Annotated in this window: 25 protein-coding genes; 9 read left to right on the top strand and 16 right to left on the bottom strand. The window is 58.9% G+C overall.

Annotation, left to right across the window (positions count from 1 at the left end; all coding sequences use genetic code 11):
- From J4G38_RS27165 to J4G38_RS27150, 4 genes are all read right to left on the bottom strand, one after another.
- A partial coding sequence (locus tag J4G38_RS27165; protein ID WP_226163972.1) for a hypothetical protein occupies positions 1-194 on the bottom strand: 194 nt, incomplete at its 3' end.
- A 14-nt stretch (positions 195-208) separates the two neighbouring features.
- A complete protein-coding gene (locus J4G38_RS27160; protein ID WP_210521956.1) occupies positions 209-400 on the bottom strand; it encodes a hypothetical protein in 192 nt (63 codons plus the stop codon).
- A gap of 215 nt (positions 401-615) precedes the next feature.
- Positions 616-2,529 (bottom strand): relaxase/mobilization nuclease domain-containing protein, encoded by a 1,914-nt coding sequence (locus tag J4G38_RS27155; RefSeq protein WP_226163971.1) that lies wholly within the window; start codon positions 2,527-2,529, stop codon positions 616-618.
- Complete coding sequence (locus tag J4G38_RS27150; protein WP_210521983.1) at positions 2,522-2,812, bottom strand: MobC family plasmid mobilization relaxosome protein; 291 nt, start codon at positions 2,810-2,812, stop codon at positions 2,522-2,524. The genes J4G38_RS27155 and J4G38_RS27150 overlap by 8 nt, the downstream gene beginning before the upstream one ends.
- A gap of 476 nt (positions 2,813-3,288) precedes the next feature.
- Here J4G38_RS27150 and J4G38_RS27145 point away from each other — a divergent pair, with 476 nt between their 5' ends.
- The 5 genes from J4G38_RS27145 to J4G38_RS27125 all read left to right on the top strand — a co-directional run bounded on the left by J4G38_RS27145 (position 3,289) and on the right by J4G38_RS27125 (position 6,678).
- Positions 3,289-3,732 (top strand): hypothetical protein, encoded by a 444-nt coding sequence (locus J4G38_RS27145; protein ID WP_210521982.1) that lies wholly within the window; start codon positions 3,289-3,291, stop codon positions 3,730-3,732.
- 1,063 nt (positions 3,733-4,795) lie between these two features.
- Entirely contained in the window at positions 4,796-5,773 is a 978-nt protein-coding gene (locus J4G38_RS27140; protein ID WP_210521981.1) for a replication initiation protein, read from the top strand.
- Between the two features lie 21 nt (positions 5,774-5,794).
- Positions 5,795-6,019, top strand: coding sequence for a hypothetical protein (locus J4G38_RS27135; RefSeq protein ID WP_168675585.1), 225 nt, complete (start codon positions 5,795-5,797; stop codon positions 6,017-6,019).
- Positions 6,009-6,413, top strand: a complete 405-nt coding sequence (locus J4G38_RS27130; RefSeq protein WP_210521980.1) for a PIN domain-containing protein — start codon at positions 6,009-6,011, stop codon at positions 6,411-6,413. Before J4G38_RS27135 ends, J4G38_RS27130 begins: the two co-directional genes overlap by 11 nt.
- A gap of 4 nt (positions 6,414-6,417) precedes the next feature.
- Positions 6,418-6,678, top strand: coding sequence for a type II toxin-antitoxin system Phd/YefM family antitoxin (locus tag J4G38_RS27125; protein ID WP_210521979.1), 261 nt, complete (start codon positions 6,418-6,420; stop codon positions 6,676-6,678).
- A gap of 113 nt (positions 6,679-6,791) precedes the next feature.
- On the opposite strand, the gene J4G38_RS27120 is transcribed toward J4G38_RS27125, so the two are convergent.
- The 11 genes from J4G38_RS27120 to J4G38_RS27070 form a co-directional block, all read right to left on the bottom strand.
- Entirely contained in the window at positions 6,792-7,307 is a 516-nt protein-coding gene (locus tag J4G38_RS27120; protein WP_210521978.1) for a hypothetical protein, read from the bottom strand.
- Between the two features lie 34 nt (positions 7,308-7,341).
- Complete coding sequence (locus J4G38_RS27115) at positions 7,342-7,842, bottom strand: DNA-binding protein (RefSeq protein WP_210521977.1); 501 nt, start codon at positions 7,840-7,842, stop codon at positions 7,342-7,344.
- 259 nt (positions 7,843-8,101) lie between these two features.
- The gene (locus J4G38_RS27110) at positions 8,102-8,602 is read right to left on the bottom strand and encodes a hypothetical protein (RefSeq protein WP_210521976.1); all 501 of its coding nucleotides are present in this window, start codon (positions 8,600-8,602) and stop codon (positions 8,102-8,104) included.
- Positions 8,599-8,850 (bottom strand): hypothetical protein, encoded by a 252-nt coding sequence (locus tag J4G38_RS27105; RefSeq protein ID WP_210521975.1) that lies wholly within the window; start codon positions 8,848-8,850, stop codon positions 8,599-8,601. The genes J4G38_RS27110 and J4G38_RS27105 overlap by 4 nt, the downstream gene beginning before the upstream one ends.
- An 8-nt stretch (positions 8,851-8,858) precedes the next feature.
- A complete protein-coding gene (locus tag J4G38_RS27100; RefSeq protein ID WP_210521974.1) occupies positions 8,859-9,236 on the bottom strand; it encodes a hypothetical protein in 378 nt (125 codons plus the stop codon).
- A 77-nt stretch (positions 9,237-9,313) separates the two neighbouring features.
- Positions 9,314-9,532: a type II toxin-antitoxin system HicA family toxin gene (locus J4G38_RS27095; protein WP_317198239.1), complete on the bottom strand. Its 219-nt coding sequence runs from the start codon at positions 9,530-9,532 to the stop codon at positions 9,314-9,316.
- Complete coding sequence (locus J4G38_RS27090) at positions 9,528-10,139, bottom strand: recombinase family protein (RefSeq protein WP_210521972.1); 612 nt, start codon at positions 10,137-10,139, stop codon at positions 9,528-9,530. Before J4G38_RS27090 ends, J4G38_RS27095 begins: the two co-directional genes overlap by 5 nt.
- Positions 10,140-10,657: 518 nt before the next feature.
- Positions 10,658-11,641 (bottom strand): hypothetical protein, encoded by a 984-nt coding sequence (locus J4G38_RS27085; RefSeq protein WP_210521971.1) that lies wholly within the window; start codon positions 11,639-11,641, stop codon positions 10,658-10,660.
- Positions 11,642-12,086: 445 nt separating this feature from the next.
- Positions 12,087-12,836, bottom strand: a complete 750-nt coding sequence (locus J4G38_RS27080) for an SDR family NAD(P)-dependent oxidoreductase (RefSeq protein WP_226163966.1) — start codon at positions 12,834-12,836, stop codon at positions 12,087-12,089.
- Positions 12,837-12,955: 119 nt separating this feature from the next.
- Positions 12,956-13,510, bottom strand: a complete 555-nt coding sequence (locus J4G38_RS27075; protein WP_210521970.1) for a Crp/Fnr family transcriptional regulator — start codon at positions 13,508-13,510, stop codon at positions 12,956-12,958.
- Positions 13,511-13,713: 203 nt separating this feature from the next.
- Entirely contained in the window at positions 13,714-14,277 is a 564-nt protein-coding gene (locus J4G38_RS27070) for a recombinase family protein (protein ID WP_210521969.1), read from the bottom strand.
- Positions 14,278-14,750: 473 nt separating this feature from the next.
- On the opposite strand from J4G38_RS27070, the gene J4G38_RS27065 reads away from it, so the two are divergent.
- From J4G38_RS27065 to J4G38_RS27055, 3 genes are all read left to right on the top strand, one after another.
- The gene (locus J4G38_RS27065) at positions 14,751-15,578 is read left to right on the top strand and encodes an SDR family oxidoreductase (protein ID WP_210521968.1); all 828 of its coding nucleotides are present in this window, start codon (positions 14,751-14,753) and stop codon (positions 15,576-15,578) included.
- Positions 15,579-15,686: 108 nt separating this feature from the next.
- Positions 15,687-16,508: a helix-turn-helix domain-containing protein gene (locus J4G38_RS27060; protein ID WP_210521967.1), complete on the top strand. Its 822-nt coding sequence runs from the start codon at positions 15,687-15,689 to the stop codon at positions 16,506-16,508.
- Positions 16,509-16,614: 106 nt separating this feature from the next.
- On the top strand, positions 16,615-17,271 hold the full coding sequence (locus J4G38_RS27055; protein ID WP_210521966.1) for an NAD-dependent epimerase/dehydratase family protein: 657 nt from the start codon (positions 16,615-16,617) through the stop codon (positions 17,269-17,271).
- On the opposite strand, the gene J4G38_RS27050 is transcribed toward J4G38_RS27055, so the two are convergent.
- Complete coding sequence (locus J4G38_RS27050; RefSeq protein ID WP_210521965.1) at positions 17,268-17,537, bottom strand: hypothetical protein; 270 nt, start codon at positions 17,535-17,537, stop codon at positions 17,268-17,270. The two genes, J4G38_RS27055 and J4G38_RS27050, sit on opposite strands and share 4 nt — an antisense overlap.
- Positions 17,538-18,432: 895 nt before the next feature.
- Between J4G38_RS27050 and J4G38_RS27045 the strand changes: the two genes are divergently transcribed.
- Positions 18,433-19,017, top strand: a complete 585-nt coding sequence (locus J4G38_RS27045) for a Crp/Fnr family transcriptional regulator (protein WP_210521964.1) — start codon at positions 18,433-18,435, stop codon at positions 19,015-19,017.
- Positions 19,018-19,156 lie beyond the last annotated feature (139 nt).

Below are 19,156 nucleotides of genomic sequence, written 5' to 3'. Positions count from 1 at the left end.
AGCCGGTCCAGCTCGCCGCGTATCATGGCCAGGTCAATGTCGCCGGCCACGTAGAACTTGTAGAGCTGCACCAGCTCCGGGCTGGGGCCGCCGCCGTCGGCGCTGCCGGCTGCGAAGGCCCACGACACCGTTTCCCACCGCTGTGCGGGGGTTCGTTCGGTGCGGGCGAATTTCGGTTTGCGGTACTGCTGCATGGGGTACAGTCCACTTAGCCCTGCGGCGCGGCCGGGGTATTGCGCAGCTCGTAGAGCGTGGCGTACAATTCAAGGGCACGCTGCTGCTTGGCGGCTAGGTCGGCCTCGTCTACCGGCAAGCCGTGGCGACTTTGCAGCGCGTCAATATCAAATTCCAGCACGGCCAACTCGTCGGTGGCAGCGTTGATTTTGGTCTGATTTTCCATACCACAAGATACGAAAAAACGCCCGTAACACCTCAAAAACACGGTTTTAAGGCGATGAGATTCCCGTATTTGTAGCAGGCCCTGGCCTGGCTTTCAAATACGCGACGCTCGCGCTGCTCGCCGGCTGGTGGGCCGTTGTTTTGCAATTGCAAACCGGACTACCGCCCAGCACCTACTCGGGGGGCCTTGCCGATGGGAGGCTTTATTTTCAGGCGTTACCGGCTCCCGTACTCTTGGCCCTGGCCCTGGCTTTTGCCGGGGGTACGGCCCTGCGCCCGCTGAGCGTCTTGCTGGCCGGGAGCCTGGCGCTGCGCCCGGTCGGCCTCGCGCTCCTGCACCTGGTAGCCGGGCTGTTTCGCGGCCCAATCCAGCACGAAACTAATCTCCTTCACCTCGCTACGGCGCTGCGCCACACTGTACTGCACGGCTAGTTCGATTACCCGATTACCCTGGGCGTCCACGGTATCACTTGCTGACACGGTAGCGCCTTTACTCGTCAAGCTGCGCTGCAAGGCGGCGGCGCGGCCGGCGGCCTGGCTGTCGCCCATCGGCTCCTGCACGCGCACCACCAACTGCCGTTCGGCCTCACGCTTGGCCGCGTACTCCGTCAGGCTCAGGCCCACCTTCTCCGGTTGATAATAGGCGCGGGCGTCAAAGCCGATGGGCGGGGCCGGCCGGTCCGCCGCTTTAGCGGCGCGGGCAAAGGCCAGTAACTCCGGCTCTAACAGACCGGGCAACGGCCGGTCTTTCTCAGTCAGGAACTTCAGTTTTTCCTCGGCGGCCCGCGAAGCCGCGTTTTTACCCCAAAAGCCGCCTTTCGCCTGCTCCTGCAACGCGGCTTGCTGGCCGTAACTGTCGGCCCACTGTTTCGCGTGCGTGGCCCGCGCCGCCACCTGACGGTCTAACTCGGCGCGAAGCGTCGCCGTGCTAGGGGTCCCCTTCATCGCCTGCACCACTTCCCGTATCCCTTCCTCATTCGGCTTTGCCTGGAGGTGCTGGCTGTACGAGTCAATAACCTTGTTATAAGCCTGAATAGGCGCGTTTTGCCGAGCCAACTCGGTTGTATATTTCTGATAGTCCGCCTGCCACTTGCGCTCGATGGCCGGTAGCGCGGGTACTTTGGCCGCCTCTGCGGCCTGGCGCTCGGCTGCCTGGCGTTGGGCCAGCTGCGCCGCCTGGCGGTCGGCCACCTGGCGTTGGGCCAGCTGCGCCGCCTGGCGGTCGGCCACCTGGCGCTGGGCCACCTGGGCGGCCTGCCGCGCTGCTTCCTGCTGCTGGGCTACTTGCGCCGCTTGGCGCTCGGCGGCTTGCCGCAGCTGCTGCGCGGCGGCCTCTTGGTCAGCCGTTTGGCGGGCCTGCTCGGCCTGCTGGCGCAACCGGTTGGCGGCCAACTGCTTGTCGAGGCCCGCCAAACTGTACTCCCGCGCCACGGCCGAACCCTTAAAAGAGTGCCCGTCTTTCTCGAAACCGATGCCGACGACGGTGCCGGCTTTGTTGGTGAACTCCTGGGCGTTAATCTTCTCCGCCCGCAACGTGGCCAGCAGCGCCGGCCGGTCCGTGGCCGTGGCCAGCGCCTGGTGCAGCACTTCTTTTACCTCGTGTTTGGCTTTGTCGGCCCCTTCCAAAAGCTTCGGGTGCTGCTTCTCGACGCGCAGCCCCTGGGGCGGGGTCAGCTCGTGTCGCTGAATCAATTTGGCCAGCGTCTCTTTCGACCGCAAAAAGCTGTTGCTGTCGCTAATCGTGTGCCCGTCGTCCGCCACCCGGTTGGCAATGATGTGGACGTGCTCGTGGCCGGGCCGGTCGCGGTGCCGGATGATGGCGTACTGCGTGCCGGTTAGTTTCATCTCCTGCATGTAGTCCTCGGCTATCTCGCGCATCTTCTCGCCCGTCAGTTTCGCCGCGTCGTCGGGGTTAAAGCTGAGCGAAGTATGCCACACGGCCTTGCCCAATTCGGGGTGCAGCTTCCGGCCCAAATTGAAGTCGGCCACCATGTGGGCCACGGTGTCCGTGCGCACGCCGGCCGAACCCAGCAGCTCCGCTTGCTTATCGGCCTCCTGGCCTTTGTGGCCCTCCACTAGGTAGCGCGCCAGCCCCCCGAAGCTGCGCCCGATGACGGTCCGGCTAATCATCGCCGCCCGCCGTGCCGGTGTAAGTATCGAGCAACGCGCTGAGCTGCGCGGCGGCCTGCGTCACCTGGTCAGCCACCGCGCCGAACCCGTCTTGGTGCCCGCGCTTGGCCAACTGGTTCAGGTTGGTGGCCATGCCCGCCAGCTGCCGCAGCAGCCCAAATTGCTCGGGTGTTAGCCCCTTCCGCTGGGGCCGGGTTAGCGACCGCACGACCACCGCCAACGGCCGACCGCTTGCTTTGGCCACGTCTTTTAGCTCCGCATACGTGGCTTTTGTGACGTGCAAAACAATGCGCTCCGTCCGCTTTTCTGCGTCGGGAATCTCCTTGCGCCCGCCTCTAGCCTTGCCAACTCGGGGACGTTTGGGGGTCGGTAGCGGGGGCGGCGTGGGTTCCATGCGGTAGGTCTTTTTGCGACGATAGGAGCAAAAAGCAAGACGTTGATAGGCACTATCAACACGTCTTGCTCCGTCCTAATAGAACATACGGTATGGGGAGCATCAAGGATGCGGCTGGGGTTGCTTGTCTGTTACTACTCTAGCTAATGCACCTACTTAGCTAAAAAGCTATACGGGTACAAAAACGTAGCTGTCTAGCTTAAAAGCTATCAGCTATTCCAGCTTTACTTTTCTAGGTGTTTATCTTTTTAGCTAAATAAGTATAAAACAGTAGAATAGAAAAAATAAGCAGCTGAACACCTGATAGTATATTTTCGTTAGAAGCTGAAAAAATATCTCTTCTTCAACTTTGATACGTCCCCATCATGACCGACAAAACACCCAACTCGGAGGTCGCTGACTTCATCAAAAACATCAGCCATGAACAACCGGCAACGGCCGCAGTCAACGCTCTGGCTCCCGTGGTGCCCGCTCAGCAGCTGCCCGCTTCGGCTGCTCCGGCCACCCTAGCAACTGCGGCGGCTTCTGTGGCCCCCGAAGCACCGCAGCCAGCCCCGAGTGTCGCCGCGGTGCTAGCGTCGCCTGAGCGGCGGGATTTGACCTATTTCACCACCCCGGCGAAGGAGGCCACCAAGAAGCAAAGCGTGTACCTCCCCGTCGAGCTGCACCGCGCCCTGGCCACGGTCGTGAACCTGCCCGGCGTGGACGTGAGCCTGACCGACCTGCTGGCCAACATCGTCCAGGCCTGGCGCGACGACCACCGGGCCGAAGTCCGCAAGCGCTACCGCGACGGCGAGAAAAGCATTTAGGGTTGGAGTCGGGCCTTAGCCCCCGGGCCGCTCGATGCGCACGCAGTTGCACGCGGCGCACCGGGTGTGCAGCTGGGCAATGGCCTCGGGGAGAATATGATTGTCCGCAACGGGGCCTTGGTAAAGGGAAAGGGCCCAAGTATTGCCGGACCCTGGGGCCGTGGTGAGCCAGAAGTCGCGTAGCCTTACCCGTTCAAAGGCGGCTTCGCTGCAAGGTTCTATCTGGTAGAAGGGGTCGCACGATAGTAGGAACGGAAAACAACGCTAAGGAATTTCGGCGGGTTGGGGTGTCTCAGAAAACGTCCGTTTTAACGCTATCAGTGCAGTTTTTAAGAAGTCTCGGTTTCAACTAAACTAATCTGTTGCTTTTGCTTATCTCACCTATCAACGGCCTGTTTTGACCTTAATCACTGACTTATTGAGACAAATCTGCTCGCTTTTCGGGTTCAGAAAGGCTAAGCGTTGTTTTCCGTTCCTACTATCGTGCGACCCCTAGAACTTGACGACTAGGTTGCCCAAAGGGGTGTTTTTTAGGCGGAAAGTATGGTCGGGCATGGGACAAAATACGGCACTTAGGCCGGCAAGCACAAGGCCAGCACTCCCCAGCCCAAAGCAGTACATAAGCTCATCATTTATGATTTATAAACCATTGATTACTAATAATATATAGTTTATAAAATGTGCGCAAATTACTGGCTTCTAGGACTTTGTTGTTTTGTTTGGGCTGCGCCGCTCGGGCCGATTCGAGTTATCCACACCCTAAAAGCCTTTTTTTTAGCGACAACACAATTGTGTATTTTCTATTTGTAACCTATTTGTTATTTGTAGGGCTCGGGGGCCATTGATAATCAGATACTTGCAAGGCCTAAAGCTAACTTTTTATAAGCTAAGGCTAACTTTTTATAAGTGAACACTAACTTTTTATAAGCCAAACCACCCTCGAAAGCTAACTTTTTATAAGCGTGAGGCTAACTTTTTATAAGCCAAAGCTAACCTTAATAAATAACTGTTAGCGACAATGGTTAGCTTTGGTTATTATTGCTCCTGCTTAACCAATTCCCGCATGAATCAGGATTTAGAAGTGCGCCAGGCCAACGCTTTGACCAATGCCCGATATGAGTACACGGAGACGCAGGCGAACATCTTCCTGGTACTGCTCTCCAAGCTGCGCAAAGACTCTCCCGACGACGTATATCAAATCTCGGTGACAGAGTTAGAGAGGCTAACAAATAAGAATCTCAATTACAAGCAATTAAGAGAATCCACCGAGGGCATGATGAGCCGGGTGCACAAAATCAAAACCCACCACAATGGGAAGGAGGTGTTGCGGCAGCTTGTGTTGTTCAAACGGATAGATTACATCCTGGGGACGGGGACTATTGAACTGGAATTCAACGAGTATGCTACGCCGTACTTGTTCGACCTTAAAGATAATTTCACCTCGTTTCAGGTTCAGGCAGCGCTGAGTCTGCCTAGTAAGCACGCCAAACGCATCTATCAGATTTGCAGCCAGTGGAAGGATAAAGGACAGACCAAAAAGGTATCTATCTTGGAGTTGAAGACGACACTATGTCTGGTCGATGACAAGGGCAACGAAGAGTACACCATCTTCGCGATGTTCAGAAAGAAGGTGCTGGACGTGGCTGTGAAGCAAGTCAATGAGAGAACGGACTTACGCATTGGTTACCAAGTCGAAAAAGTGGGTCGCGCCTTCCAAAACATTGTTTTTACCGTCCAGTCACAAATCCCGGCCACGACGGTAGCTTTTGACCTAGTGCCCGACGCAGCTCCTGCGCTGACAGTTTCGCACCAAGTCGAGAACGCCGGCCGCCTGCTCGCGCAGTTGGGAATCATCACACCCGACCTAGTGACGCAAATCCTGGGCAGCCCGGCCCATGTGGCCGCTTGCAATAAGTTTGCGCACGATATCAAGACCGGCAAGGTTAAAGCTAAGTCCTCGCTGTCGGGCCTCCTACTCACCGTATTGGGCTTCAAAAAGCCCGCAAACGGCCCACTGTTCGACGCCAACTCTATCAAATAGCCCCACTCTCGTTTTACCCTTATGATTGCTTCCACGGTCCCCGAAACCATTCCCCCGCTCCGGTGGGGGCAGCTCACCTACTACTCCCCGGCCGATATCAAGCGCTGGGGGGTGCAGCACTTCCTGGACACGGTCGCGCCGACGCAGGCACTGCCCATCCCCGACCTGGGCTTCACCGCCGAGGAAAATGCCCGCATGGACGAAATATTGCGCGAAGAGCGCGACGCTGCTGCGCGTGGTCTTTGATACGAACGTCGTCATCGCCCACCTGCGCCGGCAGCAGCTATTGCCGCTGCGGGCGGTGCTACCCTTTGCCGTGGTGGGGGAACTGGAAGCCTTCGCCCTCAAAGCCGATTGGGGCTACCAAAAAGTAGCCTTCCTGCGGCAGCTGCTCGAACGCTACCCCCTGGTGGGCTTCGTGCCCGAGCTGGCCAGCTTGTATGCCCGCCTCGACGCGTATAGCCAAGGCAAGCTGCGCGGCCAGCCGCTGCCGGCCGGCATGAGCGCCCGCAACATGGGCAAGAACGACCTCTGGATTGCGGCCACGGCGCTCTACCTGGACCTGCCGTTGCACACGGCCGACAACGACTTTGACCACCTTCCGGCCCTGGGCCTGGCCCTGGTCAAAGAAGCCCTGTAGCTCCATGAGAATCACGCTGGAAGTACCAGAGCATCGGGCCGCCTTCCTGCTGGAGCTGCTGCGCAGCCTGCCCTTTGTCACGCTCCGGGGACAGGCGGCGAAAGCCGCCGCTCTGGACGAAACCGCGCACTTGCTGTCCTCCCCTGCCAACGCCGCGCACTTGCTGTCCTCCCCTGCCAACGCCGCCCGCCTGCGGGCCGCCCTCGAACGCGACCGGCTGGGGCAACACCAAACCCACTCATTACCAGATGACTTACTGCGTTGACTAGTCAGCTGATTAGTCAACTGACTAGTCATAATGTGAGCGCTGGAACCGACAGGAACGCGACGCCTGGGCGGGGGCTTCTCTTCCAGTCGGGCGGATTTACACGCTAAGCCCTAGCGGGAGGATTCAGCCGCCAGGCGCTCTTTCAGCGGCCCAATCCAGCGGCCGGCCCCGTGGTTGTCTTTCGGGTTGACCTGCACCAGAAACTCGAACAGGGCCAGCGCCTCGGCCCAGCGCTTCACTTTTTGCAGTTCCAGCCCCATCACGTAGTAGGCCGTGAGCACGAACCCGTTGCCGGTGGACTCATACAAGAGAAAGTCCCGGCCTTCCTCAAACGCATCCGGGAAAATCAGCCGCGCCCGCAGAAATGCCTGCGCCAGGTAGGTGGTGCCCAAGCCGGGCGTCCGGTTGTTGAGCAGGATGCCCAAGTGGGAAACCGCGTCCAAGTGCAGCTCACCGCACGCGGCCATGACCTGCCGGTAGATGCGCTCAGCTTCCAGCGGCGCGGCCGTGTGCAGGGCTTTCCCCCGCTGAAACAAGGCCTCGTGCCGCAAGACGATGGTGGGGTACATCACCCGCCAGTGGCGCGGGTGGTATTCGACCAGAATGAGGGTATCGGCAGCGTCCATGAGTCGGAGGATTTGCCCTGTTTGTTTACTGAACCTACTTGCCAAGTAGCCGTTGCCAGAAGCCGGATTTGGCCGGCTCTGGCGCGGGCAACACCAACGGAGCCTCACCCGGCTCGGGCAGTCGCTTTTGCAGTTCACCCAACTGCTCGTTCTGGCTAAGTAACAGTTCCTCAATGCGTCCGATGCGCTGACTATTCATCTGACTAGTCAGCGCGTTCAGTACATCGTTCTGTTCCAGCAGGCGGTGTTGCAGCTGCTGAATGGTCTGGTCGCGTTCCGCCAGCTGCCGTTGCAGCTGGGCCACGTCCGGCACCTGGGCCGGCTCGATGAGCGCCGGCAGCACCTCGGCCGCGCTGGGGTACTGCTCCGCGAGAAACGCCTGACTAATCAGATACGTGTTGCCTTTAGGGGTCTGCTCAACCTGGATATGACTAGTCTTCGCGTGTTGTTTGACTAGTCGCCGGATTGTTTGTTCAGACTTGTTAACCTGTTGAGCTGCTTGCTTTATGGTCAGAAAAGTAGCGGTATTATCCATCGGGGCGGTGACTAGTCAGAAAGCTACAAAGTAAACAGGCTGCAACTTCTGACTAGTCATCGCTTAGGCCGTGATTAGTCAGGCTTAACCCGCGCTTGACTAGTCACGGCCTAAGCGGTAACTAGTCAAATAGTTAACGTGATTAGGCGGCGTACGTGTCCGCTTGTTCCAAGTAGCGCACCTGCGACATCATGGCCAACGTGTCGGGCAAAGGCTTCACTTTATCGGCATTAGTGCGCCGGAAGCAGACCTCCCCAAATTATCGTTCTGGCTGGCCACTGCCGGGCGCGCCCGTTTTCGGGGGTAGCTCAAAAGAAAACGGTTCGGCGGGCCGGTCGTAGTAAATACCGAAACGGTTCGGCCCGTCCTTTATCGTCCCGTCGTCGCCGAGCGTAATCGAGGGCGGAAAGGCAAAGTGCGCGCGCAGCTCGGCCGCGTCGATGGGGTCGGTAAAGGTGTAATGCAGTTCGCCGCCCTGGTCAAACCAAAACCCGTCCTTGTGCCACCCGTGCGACGGGCAGTTGCCCTTGGCCAACAGAAAGTCGATGACCGGCCGCAAGTGGCCGGCGCGGGAGTCGTGCTCGGCGCCCTGAGCGGCGAGTTGGATGCGGGCGCTGAGGGCGTGGCCCTGACGGTCTTCGTAGGCTTCCAACGCGTGGCCCAGCGCCTCCATTTCCGTCAGGTTAGCGGGATTGGCACTGTCCAACGCATCCAACCGACGCATTCCCAACCGGTATTCTTCCTCGTTTTGAATCGTCATGGCCGCCGCTTTTTCGCGTTTTGACAGGTTTCAGATACCCGCTTGCTCAGGCGGCGCTTGAACATTTCCACTTGCCGCCGGCCCACGACCGTCGTGGGGGGACCGGGGTTGTAGCCATTGGCCGCTTCAAAGGCGTGAAGGGCGTCGCGCAGCACCAGCAGGCGGGCGCGGTTCGCGGCTTCGTCGGTGGCCAGCGTCCGGAATTCCTTCACGGCGGCTTGGTGCGCGGCTTCGGTGGGCAGGGTCACGGCAGAAGCTAAGCGAACGAGAATTGCAGCAGTTCCTTGGCAAACTCGTGCAGGCCCTGCTCAATCTTGGCCTTCTGCTTGGGTCCGGGCTCCTTCTTGCCGGTGATGTACTGGCTGATTAAGCTGTTGTTCATCCCCAAGCGCGCGCTGAGGGCTTTCACGTTCACAATGTTGTAGACCTCGAAGAGGGTGGCGAAGTCGTACCGAAACGCCACCTGAAAGTCGGCGGCATTTTCCCCCGTTGCCTCGCATTGCGCGGCCAGCGCTTCCCGGGCATCGGCATACACCTCGTGCAAGGTGTCCGCTTCGGCCAAGATACTGAAATCCTGGGCGTAGGCCGTGTACCCGTCCGCCACTTTTTCGATTAGAAAGTTTACCGTCTTCATGTTAATGAGCAGTTAGGTCGTACATATTCTCCAACTCCGGGCCGGCCCTGGCCGGAAGCGCTGCGGCAGTCGAGCAGCTATTTTAATCCGGCGTCTTTCAAGATGCTGTTCAGCGTTCCAGGTTTGATTTCCTGCTTGCCGTGACTCACGACGAGTGGCCGACCGGAGAGCGTCTGCTTGGTTGGATGCGCAAATACCTTGTGCTTGCCATCCCGCACGTTAACCCAGCCGTCCTTTTCCAACAGCTTAATTAACTCAGTAGTGGCCTTGGTTAATAGTTTGGTACAAAAGTTAATCGGTGTTCTTGGCCGTTGCCGGCTTGCGGTGGGCATGGATGACCACCTTTCGGTGGCGTAAGTACTTGTAGAGGGTCACCTTGGAGATGTTTAGGCGCTGGGCAATCTCGTTGACGCCGAGTTGCTGCTCGCGGTAAAGCGTTTCGGCGATGATGGCCGTGCGTTCGGCCTGCTCCGAGAGGCCCCGCTGGCGGCCGCCCACCCGGCCCCGGGCGCGGGCCGCGGCAAGTCCGGCGTGGGTGCGCTCGCGAATCAGTTCCCGCTCGAACTCGGCCAATGAGGCGAACAGGTTAAACACGAGCCGGCCCTGGGCGGAGGTCGTGTTGATGGCATCGGTCAACGAGACCAGGCCCACGCCCCGAAACTCGAGTTCGGCCACCATGTCCAGTAAATGCTTGAGCGAGCGACCCAGCCGGTCGAGCTTATAGATATAGACGGTGTCGCCTTTGCGCAGGCTGGCCAAGAGGCGGTCTAATTCCGGGCGGGCTTTGGTGGCCCCGGAAGCCTGTTCCTGGAAGAGGGTTTCACACCCGGCTTTGTTTAAGGCATCGAGTTGCATCTCCAGGTTCTGGTCGCGGGTCGAGACGCGGGCGTAGCCGATTTTCATGGGGCAAAGTACAGGTTATCCGTCACGAAGGTACCCTCGTTTGTACTTTGATTGCTGAACAAGTTTTCTGTACCAAATCGGCTGGTTTTGGCCTGGCTTTGCTCCAGCAGCCGTTACCGGCTGACTTGTACAGAAATACGTTCGTTTCACTGAACAAGCCAGCGGGCTACTTTTAGGATTTGCGGCGCATTAGCAGCCAGCCAGAACTTGAAGAAGAGGCCTTACTTTGGCAAGCCAAGCGCAACGCTGTCGCCGTCAAAGTGAATTGGTCGTTTACCACCGAAAAAGCCCGCGACAAACTCAAAAACAGGTACAACGAAGCCCTAATTAAAATACCCGGAACTACATTGCCAGAACACTAGGTCCTCGGCCATCGCCGGCCCAAAACCGGGAATCTGTTGCATGTCGTCCGGCCCCCTGGGCCGGCCCTTCTTATTCACCGGAGACGGTCAGCACAAAGCCGTTGTTGCCCTGGGCCCGGGCTGTACCCATGGCTGTTGTGCGCCAGGGCGTCCCTGTCACACGTGGAGGGACCCGCGGACGAGGCCGACCATGATGGCGACCGCCGCAAGCGTTCCCGCGCCCGCGACGAAGCCAAAGACCCGGTTCGCGGCCGTTGCTGGTGTGCCGTGGGCCACCAGCACGAAGCGCGCTGCACAGGCCAAGTGCAGGCTCACCGCCACGATGCCCAGGAAGTAGTAAGGCGTCAACCGGTCGCTCCACTTGTCCGTCAGCAGGTTGTACGAGGTAAGCCAAACCCAATTGGTGTCGGTGTGCTGCAGGTACCGGGCACGGGCGACGGCGCTGAAGTGCGACAACAGAAAAAGGGCCAGGTAAGCGCCCGAGACCCGTTGGAGTCGTTTCACCCAGTTGTCGGCAATCCCCCTGACAATCCCCCGCCACGTCAACACGAGCCCGGTGGCAAATTGGAACACGAAACAGCAAACGAGCGCGATTTCAAGCGGCGGGTAGCGGTAAAGCCGACGCGCTTGCAGCATGAAGGCCACATGCGCCTGACCGCCCCGCAACCCGGCCAGGTGGTTGCTGAGGTGGAGCAGCACAAAGAGCACGATTGGCAGTGCCGAAACCCCGTGCACAGTCGCCAGACGGGAAGAAGCCCCGGCCTGGGAGCGCCCCGCTGGCTTGTCCGCGAAGCACACGGCGGTCAACAAAAGCCAGAGGCCGAGCCACACTTCATCAGCGTGAATTGGCACTAGCGTTTGGGAATCGAGCCACTGCCCCATGAGCGAGTACAACGCCGGCGCCCCCACGCCGAAGTGGGCAATGGCGGCCGTTCTCAAGAAGCCAGTGCCCGCGGTGTGAAACGCCACGTAAGCGCAACAGACCGGAATGAGCAAGACGGGTACTAAAAAAAACGGTGACACGCCCGAGATGCACGACACCAACGCCGGGTAGAGCAGGCAGGCTACCGGGGCCACGAGGCGGAACAGGCGCGCGTCAATTCCGAGGGTGCCGTCGTTCGCGGTTACTGATTTATTCATCGAATCACTCTGTTATACAAGGTCGCACGTTCAACGGCTTAATCCGGGGACGGGGCCAAGGGTTTGCGGGGGGGGCGTCTGTAAAGGGCTCTTGTTGCAAAAAAAACAAATATACACGTTATGCCATCAACTAATTGATTATGAAATGTATATCAGCAGTTTAAGCTACCCCTCTCAGCAACGAAACCCTTCCCGAGATGGGTGTCTTACCCGTTTGATTGCTTGGAAGCGCCCTGTTTGTTGAGGTTTTGGAGCTACCCTTTTTGATAAAATGCAGTTGGAGGGCTAAGCGTATAAATCCGTCCTTTTGCAACAAGAGTCCCGTCGCCCGTTAAAAAGCCCTGCTGGCAGGTGGCCGAGCAGGGCTTTTGCCACGCAGCCCGGCGGCGCACCGCGCGGGCCACGCGACTTGTTGACGGTAATGGTCATTACGGAACAACATTAGCTACCAGGGTAGCGAGCCACCCGGTCCGGTGAAGGTACCCGTCGGGCCGTCCTGGTCGAGCACCACCCGCACCATCGCTTGCGCTCCCTGCGCGACCGTGTCCGTCCCTTCAAAGTTGTTCATGGCCGTTTTCGTGTACCCCGGACTCGCTACATTGACCTTAATATTGGTCGGCGCCAACTCGATGGCGAAGGCCAGCGTCACGGCGTTGAGCGCGGTTTTCGAAGCGGCGTACACCACGCTGTACCCGGCGCGGTAGGGAAAGGCCGGATCGGCGTTCAACGTGAGCGAGCCGATGGGGCTCCCGACGTTGACGATGCGGGCCGCTGGGGCTTCCCGCAGCAGCGGCAATAGGGCTTGCGTGACGGCAATCACCCCGAACACGTTCGTTTCGAAGACGGCCCGCACCTCGTCGAGCGAGGCGCTGCTCGCCCGGCTGTCCCGCATAATTTCCTCGTTCGACCGGCCCGGCTGGCCCGCCTGGGCGATGGCGGCGTTGTTCACGAGGACGTCGAGCCGGCCGAACTCCATGCGGACGCGGGCGGCGGCGGCGGCAATGGAGGCCGGCTGTGTCACGTCGAGTTGCAGCGCGTGGGCCGCCGCGCCGATGGTCTGCGCGGCCGCCTCCCCGTTCTGGAGGTTGCGTGAGCCTACTAGTACGGTGTAGCCGTGCGCTACGAGGTCCTTGGCAATCTGGAGGCCAATGCCTTGGTTGGCCCCGGTGACCAGGGCAACAAGTTGGGGGTGCATCTCTATTTCTGGGGTAACGCGACCGACTTCGTGGGGGTCGCTTGGTTGAGCTGAAGCAGCGGGACAAAGGTCCCCTCCCCAACCAAGCGACTTTTTGCCAAATGGCAAAAGGGTTGCCACTACATATGCTTTCTTACCCGGCTCAGGGACGACTGGGTCATGCCCAAATAAGCGGCCACGTAGGCCAGCGGCACGCGGTTGGCGAGGTGTGGATACGTGAGGAGGAAAGACCGATAGCGGGCGGTGGCGTCCTGGGCCACCAAGGGGAGGACGCGCTCCATCTTCACCCGCAGCGCGTGCGCGAGGATTTTCTGCGTGATGACCTCCCAGCCGGGAATGAGCGGCGCAAAGGTTTGCCACTGCCGCGCTGAGAAGACCACAAGCCGACAATCGGTGAGGGCCTGCGCCAAGCAGGGCGCAGGGGTGCCAACGGCTTCCAGCGGCCGGATGTCCAGCAGCGGGTGCTGTTCCTCAATGAAGTAGCTGGTCAGCTCTTCCCCTCGTTCGGTGTAGGAACCCACCCGTAGCACGCCCGCTGCTACGAAGCCCACCTGCTGCGCCGCAAAATAGTCGCCTTTGCGCAAGGTAACGCGGGCGGCATGGCGGGCAATCAGGTCTTGCTGGGGCCGGGTCAAGGGGCCGAATTGCAGTAGGTAAGCGAAGAACTCCTTCATATCCTGAAAAGCAAGCCAACCGGCCAAAAGTTGCCAGTTGACCAAAAAGCGTAAGCGGGTCGCCCGGCAGCCGGTTGGCTAGAAGACAGCTGGGCCGGGGGTAGCGGCATTTCCCGACCCGTTGTAAACGAGAACCCGAATTCTAGGCGCATCAGGCCCTGGGCACTTATCGGCAATTTTTTGGGCTGGATAAAATTAAATTGTTAATTACCAGTTCTTTCCTGTCGATAATGCTTCACGCTAGCGCGGCTGATGCCAGTAAGTGTGACAATCTCGGCCACCGATAATCCCTTGGCCAGTGCCTTGACTACCTTGGCCACTTTCTCGGCGTCGCGCCCCGCCGGCCGGCCCAGGTGCTTGCCCTGCTGCTTGGCCACTTCGATGCCCGCCAGGCTTTTCTGCCGGTTGTTCTCGCGCTCGTACTGGTTGAAGCTGGAAAACACGCCAATAATCATCTTGCCGGCGGGCGGGCGCGAGTCGATGCCTAAGTCTAAGGCCCGAAAGTGCACGCCGCGGCGGTTGAACTCCTCCACCAGCTGAATCGTGTGTACCGTGTTGCGTCCCAGCCGCGCCAGCCGGTTCACTACCACCGCGTCGCCCTCGCGCACGGCGGCCAGCAGTTCATCGAGCGCGTGGCTGCGGGTGCGCGTACCGGTGACTTTCTCCTGGAAGATGCGGGTGCAGCCGGCGCGGGCCAAGTCTTCCAATTGCGTGTCAAGGTTCTGGTCGGCGGCCGAAACGCGGGCATAGCTAAAGGTGTGTTGCATGGGCTCAGAAAGTACAGCTCACAAATATACCTTTCAGAACCCACTTCTTGACCCGCAAAAATTAGCTAAATCAGCGCTTTTGGGGATGCGTCCGAAAGGTGCACCTTTCGGAGCCGGTCTCTGTCAACCATTGGCGCACCAAATGGGGAAGTGTGCGCTTTGTTAGCTTCCCCAGTCGGTGGACCAGGGGTAGCAGGGGCCAACTCAACAAGGGGTACCTAGCCCCCCGGTGCTTCGTAAGAAACCCGTGTCAGCCCCGTGGGCAAGCGCTGCGCAGGGGCTGGTACCAAGCAACTCGCTTAACTTTTGGACCAAACTTTTAACCAAGGCCAGTAGTGAGCTTTATAGCAAAGCAAATTTGAGCCGTACGCCAAAACAAAGGGTAAAATAGTGCCGGACCTTTGTAGTGTGGTTGTAGCAACCCACTTGCTTCCCATTTCAAACAACAAATAACCTTTTAAAAAAGAGAAATCATGAGCCAGACCATTTTAATTACCGGCGCTTCGTCCGGCATTGGCAAAGCCGCCGCCCACCACTTCGCCGCCCAAGGCTGGAACGTCATCGCCTCGATGCGGCAGCCCGAAAAAGAGCAGGAGCTCGGGCAGGTCCCCAACATCCGCCTGGCCCGGCTCGACGTGCAGGACCCAGCCACCATCGCCTCGGCCATTGCGGCCGGCATCGAGCAGTTCGGAGCCATCGATGTACTCCTCAACAACGCCGGCTTTGGCCAGTACGGGGCTTTTGAGGCGATTGCTCCCGCGCAGATTCAGGCGCAGTTCGACGTGAACGTGTTTGGCGTGATGAACACCATCCGCGCCATTCTGCCGCATTTTCGGCAGCGCCGCGCTGGTTTGATTATCAACGTCAGCTCGGGCATTGGCCGCTTTACCCTGCCCATGCTGTCGATGTACGCCGCTTCCAAATTCGCCCTGGAAGGCTTTTCGGAAGGCCTTTCCTATGAATTGCTGCCCCTCAATATTGGGGTGAAAATCATCGAGCCCGGCGGGGTGGCCACAGACTTCCACGAAAGGTCGAACGAGCTATTCGCTGCCAGCGGGGGCCTTACCGATTACGATGCCTACGCCGCCACGGCGTTCGGGGTGTTGGGCGCCATGGGCCAAGCCCGGTTATCCACGGCTGAGGAAGTCGCGGCGGTCATCTACGGCGCCGCCACCGACGGCACCAACACGTTGCGCTACGTCATCGCCCCGGATATTCAGGCCCTGTTCGACGCCCGGACTAACCTGCCCGACCAGGAATACGTTAATTTTATGCGCAAAAAGTTCGGCCTGGAGGCGTAAGCCAGCGAGCGGCCACCGGGCAACTCACCTCCCGCTGCGGCTGGTCGGCTACGTCGGCGGCCGTGGCAGGAGGTGGGTTTTTTTAACCAGTTTTTCATCGTGACGGCCATGGCTACCGCCCCCTTTGCCCCAACCCCCGTGGTCCTGCATTCCTGCTACGTAGCGGTGCAGCGGCCCACGGAATTTTTTGTGGATGAGCACGTGCTGATGCACGTGCTGAGCGGTTCCTTTGTCGTGTTCACGGCCGGGGCCGAACGAACGTACCGGGCCGGGGACACCCTGCTGCTGACCCGCCACCAGCTCATGAAGGGCACCAAATACCCCGAGCCGGGGGGCGAGTTCAACTCGGTGAGCCTGGTGCTGGACCAGGCGACGCTGCGCGGGCTGCATCACCTGGCACCGGGGCCCATTGGTCGTCCCCAACCGGCCGAGCCCGTTGTGGCCCTGCCCCGCCATCCGCTGTTTGGCGACCTGGCCCGGTCCATTATTGCCTACAATGCCGGGCAGGCCATTCCGCAGCTTCCCGCGCTTAAAGCCCAGGAGGCGGTGGTGTTGCTGCTGCATCTGCAGCCCGAGCTGCGGCACGTGCTGTTCGATTTCAGCGAGCCCGGCAAGCTGGACCTGGCACAATACATGGCCCAGCACTTCAGCTTCAACCTTAAGCTCAAGCAGTTTGCTTACCTCACGGGCCGCAGCCTGGCCACGTTTAAGCGCGACTTCGAAAAGCTGTTTCACGCGTCGCCCAGCCGCTGGCTCCAGCAAAAGCGGCTGGACGAAGCCCACTACCTCCTTCGTGCCAAAAAGCGAAAGCCTTCCAACGTGTACCTGGAAGTGGGGTTCGAGAACCTGTCGCACTTTTCCACCGCTTTCAAAAAGCAGTTTGGCTTCAATCCTTCGCAAGTTGGCCTTCCTATAGCAGCGAGGGGGTAAAAAGGCCGTAACGGGCCTTCGGTGTTTTAGGTGCTGAACCTCTGGCCATTGCTAACGAGGGCGCTTTGCGTAACGCATAGCTGCCCGCTCCCCAAAGACTACTCACATGAAAATCAAGGTAATTATTACCGGCTCGACCGGCATGGTAGGCGAGGGCGTACTGCTCGAATGCCTGCGCAGCCCAGACGTTGAACAAGTGCTCATGCTTAACCGCCGGCCTTCGCCCATGCGGCATCCCAAGCTCCGCGAACTGCTGGTGCCCGACTTCCTGCACCTGCGCGACGCGGCCGACCAACTGACGGGCTACGACGCCTGCTTTTACTGCGCCGGCATTAGCTCGCGGGGCCTCAATGAGGCTGAGTATCGGCGCGTCACCTACGACACGACGTTGCACGTAGCTCAGACCTTGGCGGCCTTCGCGCCCAACATGACGTTTGGTTATATCTCGGGCCAGCTCGCCGACACCACCAGCCGCCAGATGTGGGCGCGGGTGAAAGGGGAGACGGAAAACGCGCTGTTCCAGCTGCCTTTCAAGCACGTATACGCCATGCGGCCCGGCATGATGCGGCCCACGGAGGGGCAGCAAAATGTGAAAACCGCCGACCGGGTTCCGAGTATGCTCTTCCCACTGCTCCGGGTGGTACTGCCCAGTCAGGTAATCACCTTGCAGCAGATTGGCCAGGCCATGATTAACAGCGTCCGCAACAGCGCTCCGAAGCATGTGCTCGAAATGAACGACATCAAGGCGTTGGCGGCTGCCTAGCGCGTTTTGGTAGACTTGTCGAACAGCGGCCCATTGCTCCCTTTTTTGATTCCCACGATGGTAAGTAGCAAGCCCGATAGGGAGTGCGATTTGGTATGCTTGCCAGTTTTTAAGTCGTGGGCGAACTTGTTGCAGGCAGCAACGTGTGCCGGATTGGCCAGGATTTGCGCTACCAGTTCGGGCGTGGTGATGCTGAGCTGCGCGAGTGGCCGGCCGGCGTTCTCAACCTGATGCGGAACAGTGGGCGTAGGGGCCGCGTCAGGCACTAGGTCAAAAGCTATCGTTGTGGCCGGGATTTGCGACTGAACGGTAAAAACAATGTTTTGGAAGGCCCGACCCACCTTCTCAATTTGGTAACCAATGGGTGTTGTTAAACAAATAGGGGAAATCCTCCGACTCATTGGCACAACCACGCAATTCCAGCAATTAGGGGTTCTTATTCCAAAAGGGCGGTTTTACACGCTAAGCAGTTAATCAATTGATTAAGTAATTATTGCCAATAGCAAATCTCAGTCTTATCAAAAAGGATTTCCTTTTTGATAAGACTGGCATACCCTTTTGATTGCTTGGAATCGCCCTTTTTAAGCAGGTTTTTGGGCTACCCTTTTTGATGAAGGGCTTAGCGTGTAAAACCGCCCTTTTGGAACAAGAACCCCTATACTAGGTCGCAAGCTAGTAAGACGAGCGGGTAATAGCTTTTAGCGTTAGCCTTGCGCTAACTGGATTAAATATAGAAGAACGGGCCAGTTGACGCGTCTTGGTTTTCTAAAATTTATCCCTTTACATAATGTATGTTATAGTGCCCGCCTCGGAATATGTGCCGGTTTTGGCCTCCTTCTGGGGCGCGACCGGCCTGGTATTTTGATTGGTTAAACCTGTTTCGGATACCACTCTTTTGCTGGTTTAGAGCTAAGCTAGCGGCAAGCTCGTTGGTACCCGAAAAGGGCCCTTTTGCAACAAGAACACCTATCACTCATGTGCGGGGTAATACAATTTCATACAGCATATTAACCAGGAAAGATACGCAACTGTGCGGTCGGGCCGGAGGTTTTATCCTATTTGTTTAACAGCACCTACTATTCCCCGGCCAGCGCGGAACTACGTTCTTCCGGTACTGAAGCAACCTGTCGAACCCCTCTGCACCTTCGTTCTCCCCACCCCATGCCCTACGAACGCTTAAAAACAGCCATTCTCAAACACGTACCCTTCAGCGACGAGGAGGCCGCCACGTTCTGCAACGCGTTTCAGCCCCAGCGGTACAAGCCCAAAGAATACCTGCTGCGGGCGGGCGAAATATGCCGGTTCGAGGGGTTTGTGGCGCAGGGCTGTCTGCGGGTATTTGCCCTGGATGCCCGCGGCGGCGAGCACGTGCTGTACTTTGCCCCGGAGGACTGGTGGGTGACGGACCTCGACAGCTTTACCAACCAACAGCCGTCGTGGCTCTTTGTGCAGGCGCTGGAACCCAGCACGGTGCTGCAAATCACGAAGGCGGACAAGGACCGGCTCTACGCCGCGCTGCCGGCCACGGAAAAACTGTTCCGCATCATGGGCCAGAAAACCCTCGTGGCGCTCCAGCGCCGGATGCTGTCGGCCCTGAGCCAAACCGCCGACGCGCGCTACCTGGCCTTCGTGGGCAAATACCCGGCGTTGGCCCAACGCCTGACGCAGCAGCAGGTGGCGGCCTACCTGGGCATTACGCACGAGTTCCTGAGCAAAATCCGCCGGCGGCTGGGCCAAAAAAAATAGCGGGGCCGCGGCACTTGGTGAACTAGTTCAATGGTTGCCCGCCCCGCCGGCGGGCAACTTTGCATTTATACAAGCGCCCCCAAAAAGTGAAGCACTTTCTTCAGGTAACCCTAACCGTTCTGACCCTCATGCTGACCAG

Origin of the sequence: Hymenobacter terricola (assembly GCF_017921975.2) — a bacterium.
Classification (GTDB): domain Bacteria; phylum Bacteroidota; class Bacteroidia; order Cytophagales; family Hymenobacteraceae; genus Hymenobacter; species Hymenobacter terricola.
The sequence above is the reverse complement of the archived record's forward strand: the minus strand, read 5'-3'. Positions and strand labels throughout refer to the sequence as shown.